This window comes from Rhodococcus oxybenzonivorans (assembly GCF_003130705.1).
GTDB lineage: Bacteria > Actinomycetota > Actinomycetes > Mycobacteriales > Mycobacteriaceae > Rhodococcus_F > Rhodococcus_F oxybenzonivorans.
Genome location: NZ_CP021355.1, coordinates 735,154 through 754,669, shown reverse-complemented (window position 1 = coordinate 754,669; position 19,516 = coordinate 735,154). Strand labels below are relative to the sequence as shown.

Below are 19,516 nucleotides of genomic sequence, written 5' to 3'. Positions count from 1 at the left end.
AAATTGTCCAGCCACACCTCTGCCCCGGTCACGCTAGATCGGGATCAACACACCCTGATCATTACGATCAACAGGCCTGACGCCCGCAACGCCGTCGACGCAGCTGTCAATCAAGCTGTGGGTGACGCCATGGAATCCGCAGAGAAGGACAACGACATCCGCGCCGTGGTCCTCACTGGCGCCGGAGACAAGGCGTTCTGCGCCGGTGCTGATCTGAAAGCAATCGCACGCGGGGAGAACATCGTCCCTACCGAAGGGCACAGAGCCGCCTGGGGATTCGCCGGCTACGTCTCGCACCACATCTCGAAACCGACGATTGCAGCGGTCAATGGCATGGCACTGGGTGGCGGAACCGAACTAGTACTCGCGAGTGATCTCGCGGTTGTCTCAAGCGAAGCAATCCTCGGACTCCCCGAGGTCAAGCGAGGCCTGATCGCAGGAGCTGGCGGACTGTTTCGTCTTCCACAACAGATTCCCCGCAAGCTCGCACTCGAGCTGACGTTTACCGGTGAACCCCTCCCGGCACAGCGTGCCCTGCAACTAGGATTGGTGAATCATGTCGTGCGTCCGAATCAGGTCCTCGATCGTGCCCTGTCTCTTGCGCGGACCATCGGACAGAACGCACCCCTTGCGGTCCAAGCCAGTAAGCGCATCGCCAAACGCATCGTGGACGGCACCGTGGGACCCGAGGCTACGGACTGGGAACTGACTGCACAGGAATTTCGGAAGCTTCAAGAATCTGACGACGCACTTGAGGGCCCCCGCGCTTTTGCGGAGAAGCGGGCTCCCGTCTGGACTGGACATTAGTCTCCTGAGCAATCAGATCCCGCAGGGGCACCGCGTGCACCTCGTCCGCCTGCGGTCGCAGTACGCATGCGCCCATGAGATGGTTCAGCACCAGATCGACCCGGATGGGACTTCCGACCATCCCGCGTTTCATCCGGGTCGGGATATCGCGGCAGCGCAACAATCCAGTCAGCTCTCTTGCCTGACCTCACCGGTCACCGCACACTTCTCACTCAATTCACCGGAGTGAGCACTCCTGGTAGTGACAGAATGGTTCTGTGCACGTCGGGCGCGTAGGACGACTCCTCCCTTCGCGATTCTCCATGCTGTGGACGCCGTCAGCGGAGCGACGGGAGTTCGCGAATTCCGGATTACTCAACGACCTCGAGGGCACGGCCAGATCTCAGCGGATTTCGGTACTCCATCAACTGGTCGAGAATGGAGCGACCATCGACGAATTGATGCGAGCCACGCAAGATGCGCGCCTTGCTCACATGTTGCTCGAGGCCGCCTTATCCCCTCGCAGCGCGACCTATACGCTGGACGAAGTATCTAAACTATCAGGTGTATCCGTCGATGACACCACCAGATGGTTTCGCGCGATGGGTCGCGGGATATCGAAACGATCCTCTGCAGAATACAGCGCCGATGATGTGCGTCTCGCTTGCCTCCTCACCGACTATCGCGAACTCGGTCTAGATGAGGACAGTATGTTCGCGACAGTGCGCATTCTGGGCCGAAATGTCTGGGCCATCGCAGACGGCGCCCAATCATTGCTACAGGATCAACTCGCAGAGATAGGCCGGGATCACCCCGAGGACGCACTACGCTATGCGGAAGAGCTGAAACGCTTCGCGAAGTTCCACACCCAGATCCTCGCTCACGTGATGGCGGTGAATCTGCAGCAGCAGATCAAAGCCGACGCAACAGACGAGCATACCCCTGGCGCACAGGAAGTCGCAGTCTGCTTCGCGGACCTTGTCGGTTTCACTGCTCTCAGTGAGCAGCTATCAGCGGCCGACCTCGGGCAACTCGCAGAGCGTCTCGACACCCTAACAACCGCAGTGGTCGAACACCCCGTCCGATTCGTCAAGATGGTTGGCGACGCAGTCATGCTCATCTCCCCCGATTCGGCGGAATTGTGCCGCGCCACGCTTGACATCATGGCTGCGGCCAGGCAGGAGGGCCTGCCCGCATTACATGCCGGAATCGCTTGGGGGACTGCGGTGCCCAGCGCGGGGGACTGGATCGGTCGGCCGGTCAATCTGGCTAACAGAATCGCCGCCGCCGCTGGCCCGGGAGAGGTGCTCATCGACGAGGATGTTCAGCGGAAGTTGGGTAGGTACTTTCCGGAAGCATACGAGTCGGCGGGTCAGGTCAGATTGAAGGGGTTCCACGATCGACGTCAACTGTTCCGACTCCGCGCCTGATCTGACTCGACCAAGCTTGAGCCGTACCTAGTGATGGGTCGCGGATTTGGCTCGACCTTCGAGGGCGGTTTGTCCGCGGGCGACTTTCGCGAGGATGGATTCTGCGCTTGGGGCCCAGTGTCGCTTGCAGTCGTGTGTCATCATTCTACAGTCGTGTGTCATCATTCTACCTTCTCCCTTCACGGTGGGAAGCGACGCCTGAGTACGGTCCAGTACTTGCACCGAGAACATGTCCCGTCGGCAAAACAGCACGATAGTCCGGCGGGGTTAGGCAAAAACCGACGACGTCGCCAAGTTCGTTCTCGAACCGGGGATAGTTCGACAGCTTGAACGTCTCGACTCGGTATGCGGTCTGAACCCGCGGACGAACCACCCGCGTTGGACGATGCCCTTCGAGACCTCGACCACCTCTCCCATCGTCCAGCAGCTCCATGAGTCTCCCATCGTCCAGCAGCTCCATGAGTCTCGTCTTTCGGACGGTCGTTCTGCGTCAGATCCACGATCTTCTCGATCGCCTCCTCCGGGTCAATGGCGTGCGGCCACCCACCCGTGCGCACCTCCCAACCACGCCATGCCGACCGCGGCGAACCGCGCCCGCCAGTTCGCCGCGGTGATACCGACAGCGCCTGCCCGGTAGCCGTGTTGGCACACTCGGAGGCTATCAAATGCCATAACCCGCATTTACCTCCCGGCGCGCACCCGAATACGACCGCGCCAACGACTTGAGCAGAACGCGCTGCCCATCGGAAATCTCCAAAGCGGGTATCGGATTCGTCAAGTACGGATTCTGTCGAATCGCTCCAGAATCACCTGCGACACAAACCACTAGATCACCCGGCGAGCCTTCATGTTGTCGAAAACTGGGCCTATTCGCACTACGTCTCCGGTAGTGGGCGCATGGATCATCTGGCCGTTTCCGACATAGATGGCAACATGTCCCGGACCGGCTGGTCCCCAGTTCCCGAACAAAAGGTCACCAGCTACAGCCTGCTCGAGTGGGATCTCGACGCCAATGTTCCATTGGGTCTCAGATGTTCTTGGTAGCGTGACTTTCCCAGATGTTGCTGCATGAACTGCATACGATGTCAGACCCGAACAGTCGAACCCCCCTCCGGACGGCCCGTCGATATCACCGCCGCCCCAGACGTACGGAAGGCCCAGGAAAGTCGTGGCGCGATCTACGATCTGGCCGCCCAATCCCGACAAGGGAAGGCCACTGAACGGTGAGAGCATCCGCCGGAAATACTCTTCTGACCCGCGGATCTTCCGCACATACGGCTTCGTCTGATTCTCGTAATCCGGCGAACCCGAGGGCATTCCGCGGGACTGGAGAACCGCGCCCGCGCCCGCGTTGTAGCCGGCGATTGCCAAGTCCAGGCTGTCGCCAGTGACGATCCCTCTCGCTTTCCATTGATCAACCTGTGCGTACAAGTCGCACAAGAGATGCCCGGTAGCCATGACCGAATCCGCGACGCCGAGAACATCCGCCTTACCATCTCCATCAGCGTCCTTGCCGTACTTGGCCCAGGTTGCATCCATGAACTGCCCCGGGCCCTTTGCGCCGGAGATCGATACAGGTGCACTGGGCCCGTATCGGAAGTTGTTCTCTGCTGAATAGAGCGCGGCTATCGTCTCCGGCTTGATTCCGTCACAGAGTTGGCCGGCCTTGTTCAGCCAAGGTCTGAAGATCGGGAAGGCCCCTACCACTACCGAATTCAGCCCTGCGATGGCGGAGGGTATCGGCGGATGTGATTCGATCGGTGAATCATACAACTGGGCGGCATTGAGCATGTCGTTCTGTTGTCCGTTCGAGCCCACCACGGGATCGGCGGCCGACTCATCTCTGCGGACTTCAGGGGGTGCGACCTCGACGCTGGGTGGAGGTGCCTCCGCCTGCACGACAGGCGGCAAAGCGGCGGCGGCATCATCGATTGACTTTTGCGCGAACTGCTGCGCAGGTTCAGGAAGGCTTGACAGTATCTGGTTGACTTGAGATGCCACTTGCGGGGCCGCCTGCTCAGCGACCTGCACTGAATCAGCAACCTGGTCTTTGATTGGGTCGGGTAGGTTGGCTCCTTGAACGGCGCCGCCCACGGCAACGAGTACCGCCACGATCACGGCATACGGATCAGACATCCGATCCTCCGGTTCGAAGTGCGTTGCAATGCAATGTTGAAGGGCGTCCCACTACTCGCCCGAGGAGCTGAAGGGCGTCCGCGGCGCGGGATGCCGGACCCACGGTGGGCAACTTCGTGAACACTTCGATCATCAAACGCTCCCAGACCTGTCCGAAGTTCTCTGATTCATCTCGACCAAACTGCATGTCGCACTTACTCACATCTGATCGGTTCGTCGATGCGTGAGCGGTGCAGGGAGACCCCTACGCTTGTGTGCCCTGGGTCACATAAATCTAAATTAGCACAGATTTAGATAGAGGCAAGGGACATATTCGGACCAGAGAACTCAGCATGGAATTGCCCAACGAGGCGTTTGGACATCACACGGTCCGCCAGGAGACGTGAAAACGCAACGATCCTTCTCGCGAGCTCACTTCCTGCCGTTCGTGAACGATGCGCGTTCGCGAATTGCAGCGAGTTGAACTGACAACAAGTACCTTCAGACTCAAAATCGCTGCGCCGAGAGTTTACGGCGAACTCCACCTGTGCATCCCCATTGTTGCAATGCCCTCGACGAACTGCGCTGGAAGAATCCTGCGCACATCTGCCAACCCACGCCTCCAAGACTTACAACAACATTCGATCAACAGGAATACTCCCCCCGGGTCGGGGACTTCAACGAGTCCTCTAATCATCTCCACTTGCAGTTGGCCTATTCTCGAATGGCCCCTACGGCCCAGCGCGACAGCGCATCCCATACCCGTGCCACCACCGGCACACTCTCCCAACATCGCTGCCAATGCAGTTGTAGCCGAGCTCAGCACAGCAACCACAGCACTGTTGCCGACGCATGAGCGACCCTCTTCGAACCTAATGCAAGTTAGGTTATAGTGGCGGTATGGCACCGTCGACCAGTGGTGGAGACACCACGTCCGTGAGCTGGCAACTCGTTCCCGGTTTCGCAGACCTGACAGACGTCACATACCACAGACACGTTTCCCAGGGCACCGTACGGATTGCTTTCGATCGGCCGGACGTTCGCAACGCCTTCCGGCCACACACTGTGGACGAGCTCTACCGCGTCCTCGACCACGCCCGGATGAGCTCTGATGTCGGAGTCGTGTTGATTACCGGGAATGGTCCGAGCCCGAAGGACGGCGTCTGGGCGTTCAGCTCCGGCGGGGATCAGCGGATCCGCGGGCGCAGCGGCTACCAGTACGCCGGCGGCGACACAGCCGACACCGTCGACCGGGGGCGTACGGGGCGAATGCACATTCTCGAAGTTCAGCGGCTTATTCGATTCATGCCGAAAGTGGTCATCGCATTGGTCAACGGGTGGGCTGCAGGTGGCGGCCACAGTCTGCATGTGGTATGCGATCTGACCCTCGCACGCCGAGAACATGCCCGTTTCAAGCAGACAGATGCCGATGTCGGAAGTTTCGACGGTGGCTTCGGAAGCGCGCTTCTAGCACGCCAAGTCGGACAGAAGTTCGCGCGCGAAATCTTCTTTCTCGGAAAGACATACACGGCCGAGCAAATGCACTCGATGGGTGCCGTCAATGAGGTTGTCGCGCACACAGATCTCGAGAGCGTCGCACTCCAGTGGGCTGCAAGCATCAACGGAAAATCACCTCAGGCACAGCGAATGTTGAAGTATGCCTTCAATCTGATCGACGATGGGCTGGTAGGCCAGCAGCTATTCGCTGGTGAGGCAACCCGAATGGCATACATGACAGACGAGGCAGTGGAAGGACGGGACGCGTTTCTCGCGAAACGTGATCCCGACTGGACTCCTTATCCCTGGTATTACTGAGGTCATTACTTGAACCGGTGCCGTTTGAATCGGTCGTAGCGAGACCGGGCTGAAAATTTGTCACCGATTTCGACCGGGCGGCACCTCAACGCCTCACATGCGCGTTCCTGCGGGATAGCGGCCGTTACAGTTTGGATGAGTTCGCACGGACTTCACACGTACGGTGTGGCCAGGCTGGATCACCTGGCATGGAGTGGTCGCGGCCCCATAGGTCCGGTTGGCTCCCACGCGTGGCGGGTTCGGCCCCATCTAACGTGGCACCGCGGGAATGACACGTCCCCAGGAGTTGTCCGATCCCTCGGCTACCGGCGCCAGTAGGGACTGACTTACCTGGTTACAAACGCATCCCCCCGGTTCTACCCCCTACATCGATTACCGGATGCTCACCGAGACGTTCCGTGCCAAGAACAACCAACCTAAACTACTGGCCCGACATTTGCCCGCCGCGAAAGAGCCCTCGGAGAGAACACCACGAGAACTGAACTGCGAGAATTCTTCCAGCCTGGGACTCATCTGGCCGTATGCGACGCCAGGTCGCCGGATTCCCGACAGCAGCGCGGGACGCGTTCAGGGCTGCGGAGGAGCTCGCCCGGAATCTCGAGGAGTACGAGACTCGCGGGGTGTGCGTTTCACGCCTGGTTCGCCGCAACCTGGCTGCCGCGGTAGACCTGATCGGCCGCTGGGGTGCGCAGCGAAGAACATAACCGGCGATGCCGTGTCGACGTGTGCCTCGGGAACCGTCGCCAGCTGAGGCTGATGTGTGGCGACGGCGGATCCTCTCCAGCCCGATTGCCGGGGGGTACCCGAGTTGTCCACACGTCTACCCTCCTGACAGTTGGAGCCGGGCAGGAGGGCGAGGTCGCGTAGCCCGTCGCCGAAGTGCACGTCGGTGCGTGCACCGAGATTTCCGAGGTGAGGTCGCGGGTAACTCCAATCGCGGCAAGTCGGCGGCGAGGTTCCCGGGGTCTCGAGGAGCCGACGTACTGCGCAACTCGCATCGCCGCGCGGATGAGAACGTCGCCGTTTGCGGCCGGTGAGCCGGTCGAGGTACATCAGAGTCGAGGGGCTGACGTGGAGCGCACGTCAGCTGGGCTCGTCGCGGGCCTCCTCGCGGAGCACTGAATGTCGGATCTCCCGCGGGGGAGGAAGCGGTCCGCCGTGACGCGGATGATCGCACTCCGTTCGACGTGGCAAGTCCCATGCGAGTTGGCCGAGCTCTCGGTCGGTGGCGGGACCAGGTCGCGGAGGATGACGCCGCGGGCGACCGCATGAGGGTTTGGGGCGGAGGATGGCTCGTGCAGCATTTACCGCGCCGGGGTCGTCGTTCTTGCATTCGCGGCGCCGATCCGACTGGATCCAATCCTGTCGACCTCCAAAATGTGACACCGCTGTCGCCAGGGCAGAGGACCGCTTGCCCCGTACAATCCGGTGCCCTCAATACTGATCCGGGCGAGGTCGCCAAACGCACCCATCCAGATCGGCATCGCATGGTGGCCGGTGGTGGTGGTGGTGGACAAGCTGCATGTTGCGAGCGCCGTCGCTGCTGTGTCTATCACCGGCGACAACACCGCAGACGATTCTCCCGATGCCGAGTGGTGGTTGCATGTCGACGTGCCCATCACGGTCTTGTCCGTCGGTTCGGTTGACGCGCGGTGCCGCGCATGCCCCGTTTTCGCTGAACTCGGATAGAGCGGCATGCCAGCATGCCCGAGATCCCCGGGGCGACCGTCACCCGCGATCATCTATCACACGGTCGACGAACTGCTCGACAACACTGATCGCGATCGGCGACGACGTCACGGACACCGGGATCGACGTCCAACCTGGACCGCGGCCCGCTCGCGTCGAGAATGCCGTTGTGGTGGCCAGTCGCGCTCTAGCTCGGGCGTCTAGCGATATCCTTGGGGAACATTATCGAGAGGTGACCAGTCGTGCATTTTTCGACCGTGTTTCGGACCGGATCGACGTAGTCGATGACCGACGTCGATCCATTCGCGACGCAACGTGACGTGTCCGGTTCAGTCACGGCGGAGTTGGCGGCAGCCGGGTTCGCGGACGCTCGGGAGATCGGCCGCGGCGGGTTCGGCGTCGTCTACCGGTGCCTGCAGGCTTCGCTGGACCGCACCGTGGCGGTTAAAGTCCTCACCGCCGACTTGGACGAGGAGAATCGGGCCCGGTTCCTTCGGGAACAGCATGCGGCAGGCCGGCTGACCGGGCACCCCAACATCGTCAATGTTCTCCACGTCGGTGCAACCGAGAACGGTCGGCCCTTCATTGTCATGCCGTGCTTTGCCCAGGACTCGGTGGACGAGCGGATCCGCCGCCACGGGCCGCTCCCGTTGGAGGAAGCGCTGCGACTCGGGGTGAAGATGGCCGGCGCTCTGGAGACCGCCCATCGCCTCGGGATCCTCCATCGCGACGTCAAGCCCGGGAACATACTGTTCACCGACTACGGAGAGCCGGTGCTGACGGACTTCGGCATCGCCCACATCGCGGGCGGGTTCGAAACCAAACACGGCGTCGTGACGGGGTCGCCCGCGTTCACCGCCCCCGAGGTCCTGGCCGGCGAGCCGTCGGGTCCCGCCGCTGACGTCTACGCCCTCGGCGCGACATTGTTCGCGGCGATCACCGGGCACGTCGCCTTCGAACGCCGCAGCGGCGAGCAGCTGGTGGCCCAGTTCCTGCGGATCGCCTCCGAGCCCGTGCCGGACCCCCGTGAGCACGGTGTTCTGGAGGACGTCAGCGCCAGCATCGAACGTGCGATGTCCGGCGACCCGGGAAGTCGTCCCTCCGCCGCGGAACTGGGCCAACTACTGCAAGCATCCCAACGTCGTCATGGGTTTCCGATCGACGAGATGGCCCTGCACACCGAACCGGATAAAGTGCACGACAGCACTACATCGACGCACGCGCACTATTCCTCGGCAGAACGCGGGTCAGACGGGAGCTGGCCATCACCGTCATCCCTGGATTCGAGCCGGACCGGTGGCCTTCCGCTGGAGCTGACCAGTTTCGTCGACCGCCGCACGGAGTTGGCCGAGGCGAAGAATCTGCTGTCGGCCTCGCGGTTGGTCACGTTGACCGGGATCGGCGGGGTCGGGAAGACCCGCCTGGCGCTGAGGGTCGCCACCAAGGCGCAACACGATTTCCCCGACGGTGTGTGGCTGGTCGAGCTGGGCGATCTACGTGACGAGTCGCTGTTGGGAGGTGTGGTGGCGGGAGTTCTGGGGCTGCGCTACCGGGCGACGAGTCCCGTACAGGAGGTGCTGGTCGAGTTCCTCGCCCCTCGCGAGCTGCTGCTCGTTCTGGACAATTGTGAGCAGGTGGTCGATGCGGTGGCGAAACTTGCCGAAAACGTGCTGCATGGTTGCCCTGACGTGCGGATTCTCGCGACCAGTCGCGAACCACTCGGTATCGGCGGGGAAGCGGTTCTGCTGGTTCCCCCGCTCCCCGTTCCCGATCCCGACCGTCTACCGAGAGGGCTGCCCCGCAAGAATGCGGTGACACTGTTCGCCGAACGCGCCTCCTCGGCCCTCCCGGGTTTCGAGCTCACCGACGACAACAAGATCACCATCGCTCGCATCTGCCAGCGACTGGACGGGCTGCCGCTGCCGATCGAATTGGCAGCAGCAAGACTACGGGCAATGTCACCCGAGCAGATCCTGGAGCGGCTGACCGACCGCTACACCTTGCTTACCCGCGGCAGCCGGGACGCACCGTCGCGCCAGCAGACGTTGCGGATGTGCATCGACTGGAGCTACGACCTGTGCACACCCATCGAACAACGGATGTGGGCACAGCTGTCGATATTCGCCGGCGGATTCGAACTCGAGGCTGCAGAACAGGTCTGCGATCGTGACCACATGTCGGAGGACCTCCTCGACACGGTGACTTTCCTGGTCGACAAGTCGATCTTGACGAGAGAAGAGTCGGGTACCGCGGTGCGGTTCCGAATGCTCGAGACCGTGCGGGCCTATGGGCGAGAAAAGGCGCAGGAGAGTGACGAGTATGACGAAGTTCGTCATCGACATCGTGACTGGTGTGAGCGATTGGCGCTCGAGGCCGAGGCCGAATGGATCAGTTCCCGCCAGCTCGCGTTGATCGCCAAACTGGGCCGGGAACAACCGAATATCCGCGAGGCGTTGGAGTTCTGCGTGTCCGATAGCCCCAAAACCGGACTTCGGATCTCTGCTGCTCTCTTCTCATTCTGGCTTTCCCGGGGATTGTTCAGCGAGGGCCGGCGCTGGCTCGACCGTTTCCTGACCAGCGTGTCGGGCCCCCTTACGGTCGACCGGGCAAAAGCTCTCTACGCCGACAGCATCTTGGCTGGAGTGCAGGGCGACCTGCAAGCGTCGGGCATCCTGGTGGCGCGGGGCGACGCGCTCGCCGACCAGAGGACCGACCCGATGCTGCGCGCACACCTCCACCTGTCCGACGGATTTCTGGCACTGTTCGGTGGTCAGCTACCCGACGCACTGGCGCATCTCGAAAATGCCATCGAAGTGTACGCCGCACGGGACGACCTTCTCTTCCAGGTCGTCGGTCTCATTGGCCTCGGAATGACGCATGACATGCTAACCGAGACCGAGCGGGCCATCGACTGCCATGAGCGGGTCCTCGCGATCACCGAACCGCGAGGTGAAGTGGTGTATCGGTCGTACACGCTGTGGGCACTTGCTGTTGCGGTGTGGCGGCACGGGGATCGCGCGCGAGCAGTTCGCCTTCTCCAGCAGGCGCTGCAACTGAATCGGAGGGTCAACGACCGACTGAACGCCAGCATGTGCCTGCAAGCCCTGGCATGGATCGCCGCCGAGGAGCACCACATCCGACGCGCGGTCGTGTTGATCGGAGCCGCAGAGCAGCTCAGCTGGTCGGTGGGGAGCTCGACTCTGTTCTTGCCCAACGTGTTGGTGTATCAAGAAGAGTGCGAACGCGAGACTCGACGGGCGATGAGTGAGCGGGCAATCGACGCGGCCCGCAAGCAGGGCGGTACGCTCGGTTTCGACGCAGCCGTCGCCTACGCGCTGGGCGAGCCGGACCCGTCGGCGCCGATGTCCGATGCCGCATCATCGGCAACTCTGACCAAACGCGAGCGTGAGGTCGCGGAACTTATCGCCGAGGGGCTCACAAACAAGGAGATCGCCGCGCGCCTGACGATTTCGCCGCGCACTGCGCAGGGACACGTGGAACATCTCCTGGCCAAGCTGGGATTCACTTCGCGGGCACAGATCGCGGTGTGGTTCACGGAGTCTCACAATAAGGGTTCTTGAGGCGACCAGCGCGCGTCACTCGGAACTCTGCGCGACGATTCAGTGATCACACCGTCTCCCTGGCGACTCGACACCGCCACCAGATCGCCGCAGTGAACCCGGTTCGCCCCCTCGGCGCAGTTCCTGGCGCTCGAAATACAAACTCGGGCCAAGGTGGTGGCGGAGCGGCAAGTGCAATGCCGGCTGGGCGTTGACTCAAAGCCGGACGATCGCTGGATACCTCGGCCCCCATTTGCCGGCTAACTCAGCGAACCGTTCCTTTTGACTGCCGGTTGACGGCGGTGTAAATCGGCCGCAGGTCCCGCGACATCTCGTCCCAGTACTAACGGAATGCATACGGAAGGTGTTGCGGAGCAGATGAATCAGACAGGTCTGCACTCCGCTAGCAGCTAGCGGCACACGGTAGTGCTCGTGTTGCCGCTGGTACGATTCGTAGACAGCGACACTTCAAGTGCGGGCGCCGCTACTTCGGGCCGCGGCCGTATCTCAGGTAGAGGTAATCTTCGTGCGACAAGACATGCTCAAGCGTCAGTTTGCGTGGCATGTCCAGAAGACAACTCTGTTCTCGCGTTAGCGGCTGAGGCCCGGCCATCCTGGGCGCGAGGGTCAGACACATCTCGTCGATAAGATCGTGAACGATCAGTTCGTCGAGGAGGGTGGGGCCACCCTCGCACAATATCCGTCGCAGGCCTCGATCCCGCAGGGTCGCGATGAGTAGGGGTGCCTCTCTGTTTGTCAAGCCGCCCTGGCGGATTGATTCCTTTCTGGTCGAAGACGAAGCTTTTCATCGGCGAGCATGATCCGCCAGACGTGATCGGACAGGTGACGTTTGAGGGCGCGCCTCGCCGCAGCGGGCTTTCTTCCCTCGGCGATCTTCTTGTCGTAATACGCGCGCCCGGCACTCGCGGGCATCCGGATCTGAACCACAGCGACGGTATAGAGCGCGCTGTTGAGTTGTCGGTCGCCGTAGCGGGAGAGTCGGTGCCGGTCGGTGTCGGCACTGGCGATCTGCACCGGCGCCGAGCCGTTGTAGTTCGCAAAGGCCGCCGCGGTCGGGAACCGATCGGGCCGGCCGGTGCGGCCGATCAGCCGGGCCGCGGTCACCGCACCGATGCCGTCGACCTCGCGCAGGCGGGTGCCGTGCTCGTCGAGCGCATGGGTCATCTGCTTCTCGTTCGCCGCGAGCTGGTCGTCGAGGCGCCGGACGTCGGCGATCAGATCCCGACACAGACCGACCCGCACCCGGTCCACCTCGCTGCGGGCGCGGAAGCCCCGCAACAGCGCGGTCGCTGCAGCAGCGGTGAGCGAGGTCGGGGCACCCCCGGCGAGCAGCTGACGCAGCAGCGCGTGGAGTTGATTCACGATGCGAGTTCTGCTGCCCGACAAGTTTGTTCGTCGCTCGTCGAGTAGGGACAGGATGTCGGTGGGACCCTCCGGATCAACCGGGCGGGCGTCGCCCTGTGCGGCGGCGACGCACGCCGCTGCCGCCGCATCAATGCGGTCGTTCTTGCGTCGGCCGCCGCGGGAGAGTCCCCGGACCCGGGCGGTGGCCGTGGTCGGAACGTCGAGGGTGACCTCCCCGAGGACGAGCAGCCACTGCGCAAGGTGATGTCCGAGACCGTAGGCATTCTCGACCGCCCACTGGCGTTGCGGCCAGGACTTGGCCCAGGCGATCAGCTTCTTGTATCCGGTGAGGGTGGCGTCGATGCGGATCGAGCCGAGGTCGGTGTTGGTGGCCGGGTCGACCGCGGTTGCGGTGTGGGTGGACTTGTGGGGATCGATACCGATGACGATCATGGAAGACGGTTCCCTTCTCTGTCAGGATGGGATCCGCGGAGGACAATCCGACTTCAAGTACCTCTCACAGCAGCTTGGGGTCACGCCTCTCTTCAGTCACTCCGCGAACGCAGACCGGAAGGGGTGGACACACCCCTACCAGGGTCAACCCAACGGGCGGGTGACAGGAATTACGCGAGTCAGCCCTTCCGGTCTGCTACGGAACGCTACGGGCAGCTGACCCGACCACGGACCGCTGACACTCATACAAGTCGGAATGTCGACCGTGTCCTCCCCTACGACAAGAACCTCGGCGACATCCGACAGCCTCGCCCCCTTCACATTGGCAGTACGGCGCGTGGTCACCACGATGGGTCTCCGCCCCGACGCGAACAGCGGGGAGTCGAGAGGCAGCGTGCCACTGCGAGTCACGACCGCAATTGGAGGTGGTGTGTCGTCACCCCAGTGCTCACGTCGATACGCAGACTGTTCTGGCGTCAGCCGCACCGGTCCGTAGTGTTCGGCGCGCACTGTTCCCGCACCGACAAGCACGACGTCGGCGTACGTACGTAATGCCAGAAGTAGGGCCTGATCTACCGGATCCGACCACGGCCTAACGCGTCCATCGAAGGCGGCGGCCCCATCTAGAGTGGTGATCATGTTGGCGCGCACTCCGTCAGGTGGGTCACGGTAGTGCTCTTCGGCCGTGACGTCGCCGGGGAGGTCTCCAAGCATGTGTGCGCGAGGCATCAGGCCTCATGTCCTGGTTCGAGATCGCGCACGTCGGCGAAGGTGACCAGCTGCCCGAGATGGATTGGCGCCGATCCGGCCTCCGGAGCTGTCAAGAACGCAACGTGATCGCCGAGGGGAAGACGCTCCAGGATCCGTCCACTGAACCAGGCAGTGGCGTCGTCGAGTATCGGCAGGCCGTTGGGGCCGTCCCGCCATGCACAGCGGGCGAACTTGTCGATGTCGTCGCCGGTCTGACTGCCGAACAACCGGGCGAGATCGAGATGCTCGCGGCTGAGGACGTGAACGGCTAGGTGTTCGGCGGCGGAAGCGACCTCGAAGGTGTGGTTTTTTTTCGACAGACCAGCGAGGAACCGCGGCGGATGGATGCTCACCTGGGACGCGAAACCGACCAGGCATCCTGCCCTGTGGTCGCCATGTCGCGTGGTGACCACGAACATCGGGTAATCCAGCAATGCGACGACCGCCTCGAATGCCCGGTCTCCCTCATGCTCTGCTGCCTGAACTTCTTTCCTCTTCGTCGTCATACTGCCGCCGCTCCGCCCTCGACACCACACGCAAATCGCATTCAACCATCGACATCCGCTGCACCGAAGCTATCACCCACCGCATTAATCCGCGGTCGAGGAAGGCCGTCGGGCCTTGGACGACGGGTTCTTCCCGTCCCGGTGGACCCGGGCCACCGGGACGGGAGCGCCGGTACCTGCGCGCCATTGCGGAGACCGGGGAACCCACTCCCCGGTCCGGGAAGGTCGCCGCAGCCATGGGTGTGGCGACGACCGCGGTCAGCGATGTCCGTGATTCCGCCATCAAAAAGGGTCTGATCTGGTCACCCGAACACGGTCGCATCGCGTTCACCGTCCCGGGAAGGGCCGACTTCATTTGTCGCCAGCCCAACGCCTGAAACTCCTGCCCTCACGCGCCGAGTCGGATATCGCACTCACTGACAGCACTCCTGTAGCACCCTGCAAAGTAGAAAGTGTTGGCCGAGAAATAGCCCGAGAGCGCTGCGGAAACATCTCCTACAGCAGTCACGAGGGAGATGGTGGGACCTTGCTAGTGCGGCATGTCAATCGGATCCACCGGCCCCAGCGTTCATCCCGCTACCTTTCGGGGCATGGGGACCACATTCCACGGGCCGAGCCCCTGGCCGCACATCACCCGCGCCATCCGCACCCGCGGCGCCCGATACGCCGCGATCGGATACCTCGGACAGGACGCCCCCGAGCTGCTCCCGCTGCGCGCCGGGGACGTCCTGGTCGTCAACGCCTCCAAAGCTGTGATCCGGGGGCACGCCACCTCCCCCGCCACCCTCGCCTACTACGTGCACGGGGGTGCGGGTGCTGTCGTCGCCGACCCTGCATGCCAAGGTGATCGCCACCAGCCGACGGGCGGTGATCGGGTCCGCGAACGCGTCCGAAAACTCCACCCTCGCCGACGACGCTGTGATCATCACCGACGACCCCGAGATCGTCGCCGATGTCCGTCAATTCATCGACAGCCTCGACGAGATCACCGAGGTCGATCAGGTGTTCCTCGACGACGCGATCCGGGAGTGGGAGATCGGCCGTGCCGTCCCACTGTCCGGGTCACCGGCCGCGTTCGCACCGTGACAGATTTCCTCCCCGCCTCGGTGACCCGGATGTTCGTCCAACACGCCGTCGACTACGAACCCACCCGCACCGAGAAATCACAAGGATGCGATCTCGATGCGAGCTAAACCAGTCCTCGGCCTCACCTCTGCAGCTCTACCGCACCTTTGGTCACCAGCACCCTCGGACGGCGATCCCCGCCGACTACGTCACCGAATGCGGTATCCGACTGGGACGCTGGCAGGACCGCCAGCGGGTTGCCCGGATGCTCGGCACCCTGCCGGTCCACCGCATTCGGCAACTCGATGCGGTCGGGTTCGTATGGAGCGATGACGACAACTCACTTCCTGCCGTGTCACCGGCCGACGGCAAGCGGCGACGGATGCTCACCGAAATCGCGACCTACCGCGAAGAGCACGGCGACGCACTCGTTCCCGCGAACTATGGCACCGCCGACGGTGAGCAAGTGGGTCAGTGGCTCTACCGGGCGGTGAAGAAGTGACGGGCCGACGCCTTGCCCGACGACGAACGTCGCTCCCTCGCGGTCCTCGAGGTCTCCCCCCTCCGACGGCCGCGGGGGCCGCGAATATCGGCACACGGCCCGACGGTCAGGCATTCGACCGCCCTGTCTCACGGGCGCCGGTGACGCTTGCGCTCTATCGGCCGGGCAGTGATGTGTCAACGCATGGAAAAACTTTGACCTGCCCAGCCCGAAACAGCGGGCCGGCCAATGTCGTCGACCACCGTAAGGATCGGCGACGGCCTCTAGATCCAGTCGATGTGGACGGAATCGATGTGGTCGAAGTGGAATCCGAACTGGTCGCTGTACTTGTCGAAGCCCTTGTTCTCCGGGTAGTCGAGGGTGGCGTGCCGCTCCAGCAACGCGACGACCCGGGCGTGATCGTCATTCGCCAACGCGGCGGCCAGTTCGCGGGACTCCTCACTGGTGAACGGTGTATCCGAGTTCGCGAAATCCAGGGTCCGGACCCGGTAGTCGTAGCCCTCGTCGGCGCCGTTACGGACCATGACACCACCCTTGACCCGGATGACCGCTCTTTTCGGGGTTCCGTCCGGCCGCAACACTCCGGCGCGTTTCATGATGTCCTGCGCCTTCACGTTCTTGAGCTTCTTGCTCGCGTCCGCACGCAACTCGTTCGTCTCCCCCGACCGGTATCGGGAGACCGCGGAGCGGGACCGGCCGATCATCGCCGCCACCGCATCGACACCACCCAGGCGTTCGATCGCCGCACGCCGCTGCGCACGCTCGAGAACATCCGCGTGCGGGATCCGGCCCTGCTGCGCCCACCGGCGCAGTGTGCGCGCCGACGGGGGTGTACGGCCGGCATCGATCGCCGCCTGCCGCAACCCCTCGTTGCCGAGCTCCTTGCGTAATTGTTTGACCGAAACCTTGCTGGTCAGCCCCGCCAAACCCCCGGACTTGACCTGCTTCGACTTTTCCACCCCGCTGGTCGCGGCGTTGGCAACCGAGACCTTGAGGCCGTCCAGACCGACCGCCTGCTGCGCCGGCTTCGTGGTGCGCGGCTTCGGCAAGTGCAGGGCCATCAGAGTCCCCCTTCCCCTTCGTCGGCGGCGAACTCGTCGTCGGCGAATGCCGCCCTGATCGCCAGATTCACCTCATGCACATCCTGAGCCGACGCCAACGCGGACAGCAGGGTGTCGGACAGGTATATGTCCTTCTCCACCGACATCTTCCCCAACGCCTCACTCGGGTCGGCGATGTCCTCGCCGTCTGAGAGGAGGTACACCCAGGAGTCGGTGACGGTGCGGACCGGCCAGCGGCCGTGCTCGCGGGCGATCCGCATCGCCACCCGGCGCCCGCGCCACCGGCAGTGCGCAATGATCGCCGCCCGCCACAGCGGTTGGTGGTGATGCTGCATCTGCTTCGCAGTCCACATGTCCGGGTTCACCATTCGCCCGATGTAACCCTTGTAGCAAGACCCGATGAACCGTTTCGTCGCCACGTCCTCGGTGTCCACCGAGACCTTGCGCGCCTCGCGGAGGATCTTCGCCCACTTGTCCAAAACCCGGCCCTGCTGCGGATACACCCAGGCCTCGGTGATGTCCAGATCGTCGAGTTCGGCACCGATCCCCCCATCGGCCACCGGTGAGCACAACCCGTCCAGGCTCACGGAGGTGACCCACGTCTGCACCGGCTGGTCCGCCAGCATGTGCGGGTGCGGGGGCGGCAGCCTCTCCGGCAGCGACAACGTCCGCGCCGCCGGTAGGGTGACCCGCCACAACCCGAACGGGGCCCCCTTCTCCCCCACCACCGCACCGGCCGCCGCCCCGCCGGTCAAATGGGCAGGCTGCCCGTACCCGAATTCGAGCATCCCCGCCGACGCCAGATACGCGGCCCGCTGGTCGATGGACACCAACCGGTGGACGTTGTCGAGTTCATCGGCCTCCGGGACGCGTGTCCACCCCACCGCGGGTTCGAGGTCCCCGCGCGGGGCCCCGTCCAGCGGCGGCACCGGCCCGGCGGTCGCCACCACCAGGCCCTTGCCCGACCGGGTGCGTTCCCGCTTGATCTTGTCGACGATCGCCGCACCGGTCCGCGCCGGTGTCGGCCCCGGAAGCACCCCGAGGTGTTTCGCGGACCACGCCAACCGGCGACCCAATTCCCGCGCCGCCGGCAGGTCCTCGTCGGGGAGATACGTTCCCGCCGTCGGTGAGCCGAGGATCCCCATCTCCCCGACCCGGTTGTTCCAACCGAAGTCCTTGTTCCAATAGGTCCACACGTACGGCTCGATCACCACATCGACCATCGAAATGAACTTGCCGATCGACCGGGACAGGTGCACCACATGCCCCGGATCACCGCGCAGCTCCCAGCCCGCACTCAGCATCGGCGTCAACGTCGCCTGCAGCACCGCGGTCAGGTCGGCGGCGGCGCGGGTGCGCAGCGCCTCCATATCGTCGAAGTCGTCTTCGCTGCCCGGGTCGATCACCCACCCCAACGCTTCGCACGCGTCCTGGCCCACGATCCACACCTGCGGCGGCGAACCCAACGGCGTCAAAGCGGCCCAGCGAACAAGTTTGTCGAGCTTCTCCACCGAATCGACCGGTCCGGTCAACTCCCGCCCGGACGGCGTGTACGTTCCCGCGGCGGTCACGATCAAAGCGTGCTCGTCCGCCTCGACACCGACCGGCAGCGACTCCCACACCGGTGTGGGTGATGTTGTCGTGTCATCAGCGGTGGGCTCGTCAGGCTCCGGATCATCCGCCTCAGCCGATGCCACAGTCGCGGATTCAGGGAGGGCCTCCCCCGGGGCATCACCATCGTCCACGCCGGGATTCTCAGGTGGTTGTGGAGAGAGAGGTGCAGTCGGCGAGGACAATTCGAACAGGGCGAACTGCTCGGGTCCACCGCTCACCTTACTGCTCCCGGATCTGGCCATCGGGATCTGCCGGTGGTACGTCGTAGCGGTCGAGCAACTCCTGCAGGGCCACGTCCACGACGCTGGTGACCGTGAACCTTCGGTTCGCCGCAAGCCACTTCAACCGGGCCTCCGTCGAGGCCAACACCCACGTGTTCAGCTGCACCTTTACCGGACCCTTGCGGGATTCGAGCTTTGACGTCAAACCCGCAGTGGATGGCTCAGTGTCGGGATCTCTTCCCGACACGGAGGCAGCAGTTCGACCTCCCTCGATCGGCCGCGAAGAGTGGCCTCCACGTCTTCCGACCTGCGCCATGTCCACTCCTTCATCCGCTCCCCTTGGCCGCCGTGCGTGTTCCCGGCCCGCCGCAGTTCATACTAGTCGATGCGCGCAAGAACGCACGCGATATTACGCGCAGGTTTGCACGTGAGTTTGCACGTAGGCGTGCATGCTGACCCGACACCCCGGGCTTCGGTCGGATTTCGCGTTGCCTATCGCCCGACCGCGCTCGTCGTCGAACGATGCGTCACTCCCACGGCGTGTCCTCGCGTAGGTGTTCTTCCGCCTTGTGCCGGACCCGGCA

Annotated in this window: 12 protein-coding genes and 5 pseudogenes; 7 read left to right on the top strand and 10 right to left on the bottom strand. The window is 63.4% G+C overall.

Annotated features, from left to right (window positions below; all coding sequences use genetic code 11):
- The first annotated feature begins 3 nt into the window (after positions 1 to 3).
- Together CBI38_RS34580 and CBI38_RS34575 are read left to right on the top strand one after the other, a co-directional pair.
- Positions 4 to 807, top strand: a complete 804-nt coding sequence (locus CBI38_RS34580; protein ID WP_109335925.1) for a crotonase/enoyl-CoA hydratase family protein — start codon at positions 4 to 6, stop codon at positions 805 to 807.
- Between the two features lie 302 nt (positions 808 to 1,109).
- Entirely contained in the window at positions 1,110 to 2,216 is a 1,107-nt protein-coding gene (locus CBI38_RS34575) for an adenylate/guanylate cyclase domain-containing protein (RefSeq protein WP_109335924.1), read from the top strand.
- A gap of 150 nt (positions 2,217 to 2,366) precedes the next feature.
- Here CBI38_RS34575 and CBI38_RS39830 read toward each other — a convergent pair.
- Together CBI38_RS39830 and CBI38_RS34570 are read right to left on the bottom strand one after the other, a co-directional pair.
- A pseudogene (locus CBI38_RS39830) lies at positions 2,367 to 2,994 on the bottom strand (transposase); the annotation flags it as partial.
- A gap of 47 nt (positions 2,995 to 3,041) precedes the next feature.
- Positions 3,042 to 4,352 carry a C40 family peptidase gene (locus tag CBI38_RS34570; protein ID WP_109335923.1) on the bottom strand — a complete coding sequence of 437 codons (1,311 nt, stop codon included), beginning with the start codon at positions 4,350 to 4,352 and terminating at the stop codon, positions 3,042 to 3,044.
- A gap of 879 nt (positions 4,353 to 5,231) precedes the next feature.
- On the opposite strand from CBI38_RS34570, the gene CBI38_RS34565 reads away from it, so the two are divergent.
- Positions 5,232 to 6,146, top strand: coding sequence for a 1,4-dihydroxy-2-naphthoyl-CoA synthase (locus CBI38_RS34565; protein WP_109335922.1), 915 nt, complete (start codon positions 5,232 to 5,234; stop codon positions 6,144 to 6,146).
- 1,973 nt (positions 6,147 to 8,119) lie between these two features.
- Positions 8,120 to 11,416, top strand: coding sequence for a protein kinase domain-containing protein (locus tag CBI38_RS34555; RefSeq protein ID WP_109335920.1), 3,297 nt, complete (start codon positions 8,120 to 8,122; stop codon positions 11,414 to 11,416).
- 198 nt (positions 11,417 to 11,614) lie between these two features.
- On the opposite strand, the pseudogene CBI38_RS40870 reads toward CBI38_RS34555, so the two are convergent.
- The 5 genes and pseudogenes from CBI38_RS40870 to CBI38_RS34530 all read right to left on the bottom strand — a co-directional run.
- Positions 11,615 to 11,794 (bottom strand): annotated as a pseudogene (locus tag CBI38_RS40870) (transposase); the annotation flags it as partial.
- Positions 11,795 to 11,879: 85 nt separating this feature from the next.
- Positions 11,880 to 12,155 (bottom strand): dihydrofolate reductase family protein, encoded by a 276-nt coding sequence (locus CBI38_RS34545; RefSeq protein WP_335743641.1) that lies wholly within the window; start codon positions 12,153 to 12,155, stop codon positions 11,880 to 11,882.
- Positions 12,152 to 13,213 carry an IS110 family RNA-guided transposase gene (locus CBI38_RS34540; protein WP_109335917.1) on the bottom strand — a complete coding sequence of 354 codons (1,062 nt, stop codon included), beginning with the start codon at positions 13,211 to 13,213 and terminating at the stop codon, positions 12,152 to 12,154. The genes CBI38_RS34545 and CBI38_RS34540 overlap by 4 nt, the downstream gene beginning before the upstream one ends.
- A 144-nt stretch (positions 13,214 to 13,357) precedes the next feature.
- A complete protein-coding gene (locus CBI38_RS34535) occupies positions 13,358 to 13,852 on the bottom strand; it encodes a dihydrofolate reductase family protein (protein ID WP_230990433.1) in 495 nt (164 codons plus the stop codon).
- Between the two features lie 89 nt (positions 13,853 to 13,941).
- Positions 13,942 to 14,469: a flavin reductase family protein gene (locus tag CBI38_RS34530; protein ID WP_016881768.1), complete on the bottom strand. Its 528-nt coding sequence runs from the start codon at positions 14,467 to 14,469 to the stop codon at positions 13,942 to 13,944.
- A gap of 88 nt (positions 14,470 to 14,557) precedes the next feature.
- Between CBI38_RS34530 and CBI38_RS40865 the strand changes: the two are divergent.
- The 3 pseudogenes from CBI38_RS40865 to CBI38_RS34515 all read left to right on the top strand — a co-directional run.
- A pseudogene (locus tag CBI38_RS40865) lies at positions 14,558 to 14,846 on the top strand (hypothetical protein); the annotation flags it as partial.
- 213 nt (positions 14,847 to 15,059) lie between these two features.
- Positions 15,060 to 15,632: pseudogene (locus tag CBI38_RS34520) on the top strand (phospholipase D family protein); the annotation flags it as partial.
- 19 nt (positions 15,633 to 15,651) lie between these two features.
- Positions 15,652 to 16,180, top strand: a pseudogene (locus tag CBI38_RS34515) (helicase associated domain-containing protein).
- A 119-nt stretch (positions 16,181 to 16,299) separates the two neighbouring features.
- Here CBI38_RS34515 and CBI38_RS34510 read toward each other — a convergent pair.
- The 3 genes from CBI38_RS34510 to CBI38_RS40860 are packed head-to-tail and all read right to left on the bottom strand — an operon-like array spanning position 16,300 to position 19,098.
- Entirely contained in the window at positions 16,300 to 17,097 is a 798-nt protein-coding gene (locus CBI38_RS34510; RefSeq protein WP_109335915.1) for a hypothetical protein, read from the bottom strand.
- Positions 17,097 to 18,953, bottom strand: a complete 1,857-nt coding sequence (locus tag CBI38_RS34505) for a hypothetical protein (protein ID WP_418328363.1) — start codon at positions 18,951 to 18,953, stop codon at positions 17,097 to 17,099. Before CBI38_RS34505 ends, CBI38_RS34510 begins: the two co-directional genes overlap by 1 nt.
- The gene (locus CBI38_RS40860; protein ID WP_016881771.1) at positions 18,931 to 19,098 is read right to left on the bottom strand and encodes a hypothetical protein; all 168 of its coding nucleotides are present in this window, start codon (positions 19,096 to 19,098) and stop codon (positions 18,931 to 18,933) included. Before CBI38_RS40860 ends, CBI38_RS34505 begins: the two co-directional genes overlap by 23 nt.
- Between the last annotated feature and the right edge of the window lie 418 nt (positions 19,099 to 19,516).

What these genes read in the sequence shown, in the direction of transcription:
- CBI38_RS34575 (WP_109335924.1), top strand. Translation starts at nt 1,110, where the DNA reads ATGCTGTGGACGCCGTCAGCGGAGCGACGGGAGTTCGCGAATTCCGGA.
- CBI38_RS34570 (WP_109335923.1), bottom strand. Translation starts at nt 4,352, where the DNA reads ATGTCTGATCCGTATGCCGTGATCGTGGCGGTACTCGTTGCCGTGGGC.
- CBI38_RS34565 (WP_109335922.1), top strand. Translation starts at nt 5,232, where the DNA reads ATGGCACCGTCGACCAGTGGTGGAGACACCACGTCCGTGAGCTGGCAA.
- CBI38_RS34555 (WP_109335920.1), top strand. Translation starts at nt 8,120, where the DNA reads ATGACCGACGTCGATCCATTCGCGACGCAACGTGACGTGTCCGGTTCA.
- CBI38_RS34540 (WP_109335917.1), bottom strand. Translation starts at nt 13,213, where the DNA reads ATGATCGTCATCGGTATCGATCCCCACAAGTCCACCCACACCGCAACC.
- CBI38_RS34535 (WP_230990433.1), bottom strand. Translation starts at nt 13,852, where the DNA reads ATGATCACCACTCTAGATGGGGCCGCCGCCTTCGATGGACGCGTTAGG.
- CBI38_RS34530 (WP_016881768.1), bottom strand. Translation starts at nt 14,469, where the DNA reads ATGACGACGAAGAGGAAAGAAGTTCAGGCAGCAGAGCATGAGGGAGAC.
- CBI38_RS34510 (WP_109335915.1), bottom strand. Translation starts at nt 17,097, where the DNA reads ATGGCCCTGCACTTGCCGAAGCCGCGCACCACGAAGCCGGCGCAGCAG.
- CBI38_RS34505 (WP_418328363.1), bottom strand. Translation starts at nt 18,953, where the DNA reads ATGGCCAGATCCGGGAGCAGTAAGGTGAGCGGTGGACCCGAGCAGTTC.